A 1,488-nucleotide genomic window follows, 5' to 3' on the forward strand; every position below is an offset into this window, starting at 1 on the left:
GGCTCTTCATACTTGAGGTGGGAGCGCTGAGCGACACGCCGTGAGCACCTGACTCCGAAATGAGGTCGAGACCTTCCAAGATCGGCAGTGACTAAGCCGCTCAATCCGGAAGGCCTCGACAATGTCCGAGCCTACGTCGTGCGTCCGCGCGCGCCCACGTTCTCAGCCCTCGTGTTATTGCTCTCGGTGCGATCTGCTGGTGGGTTTGGAGGGATTCCACGTCATCGACGTCAGCGAACACGCCGGCGTTATCCGGGCGGTCATCGAATCCCCTGCCGGGCCGGCAGGCTGCTCCTTATGCGGCGTCGTTGCCCGCAGTCACGGGCGCCGGGAGGTGAAGCTCATCGATGTGCCCTGCTTCGGGCGGCCCGTCCAGGTGGTGTGGCGGAAACGGACGTGGCGTTGCGCCGAGGAGCACTGCCCGGCACGCTCATTCACCGAGCAAGACCTCAACCTTGCTGGCCCGCGGGCGTTGCTCACGACGCGGGCCTGTTGGTGGGCGATCAGGCAGTTGCGCCGCGAGCACGCCAGCGTGGCTGGCCTGGCACGTCAGCTCGGGACGACGTGGCGCACCATCTGGCGATCCATCCGACCATTGCTCGAGGTCATGGCCGCCGATCCGGCACGGTTCGAGAATGTCGCATCCCTGGGCGTCGATGAGCACATCTGGCATCACGTCTCGACCAAACCGATCGGTGAGGGCGGGCGCGGCCCCAAAGAGCTCACCGGCATGGTCGATCTGACCCGCGACCGGCACGGACACGTCCGCGCACGGCTACTGGACCTCGTCCCGGGCCGCTCGGGGAAGGCTTACGCCGACTGGCTCACCGAACGCGGCGAGGACTTCCGCGCCGGGGTGAAAGTCGCAGCCCTGGATCCGTTCCAGGGCTACAAGAGCGCGATCGATGACAACCTCGAGGACGCCGTCGCTGTCCTCGACGCGTTCCATGTCGTCAAGCTCGGCACCCACGCCGTTGATGAGTGTCGGCGCCGGATCCAGCAAAAAACCCTCGGCCACCGAGGCCGTAAGGGCGACCCGCTCTACGGGATCCAGAATCTCCTGCGCGCCGGCGCCGAGAAGCTTACCGACAAACAACGGGAACGCTTCGACACCGCGATCGCATCCAACGAGGACGCACACCTGGCCGTCTATGTCGCCTGGTCCTGCGCTCAACAACTCCGCTCCGCCTACCGTCACCCCAACCCGGCCGAGGGCCGGAGAATCGCCGAGCAGATCCTCGTAGCGTTCCCGACATGCCCGATCCCCGAAATCGCCCGCCTCGGCCGCACCCTCAAACGCTGGCGGGACGCGTTCCTGGCGTACTTCACGACCGACCGCTCCAACAACGGTGGCACCGAAGCCGTGAACGGACTCATCGAACTCCACCGCCGCGTCGCCCGAGGATTCCGCAACCGAGACAACTACCGCCTACGCATGCTCCTCATCGGCGGCGGACTCAGCCACTCCCACCTCAAGTAAGAAGAGCC

At 65.8% G+C, this 1,488-nt stretch carries 1 protein-coding gene; it reads left to right on the plus strand.

Annotation, left to right across the window (positions count from 1 at the left end; genetic code table 11):
* Positions 1-121 precede the first annotated feature (121 nt).
* Complete coding sequence (locus FJV46_RS15040; RefSeq protein WP_239961428.1) at positions 122-1,480, plus strand: ISL3 family transposase; 1,359 nt, start codon at positions 122-124, stop codon at positions 1,478-1,480.
* The last annotated feature ends 8 nt before the right edge of the window (positions 1,481-1,488 follow it).

It is taken from the genome of Arthrobacter agilis, from assembly GCF_006494655.1.
Taxonomy (GTDB): Bacteria; Actinomycetota; Actinomycetes; order Actinomycetales; family Micrococcaceae; genus Arthrobacter_D; species Arthrobacter_D agilis.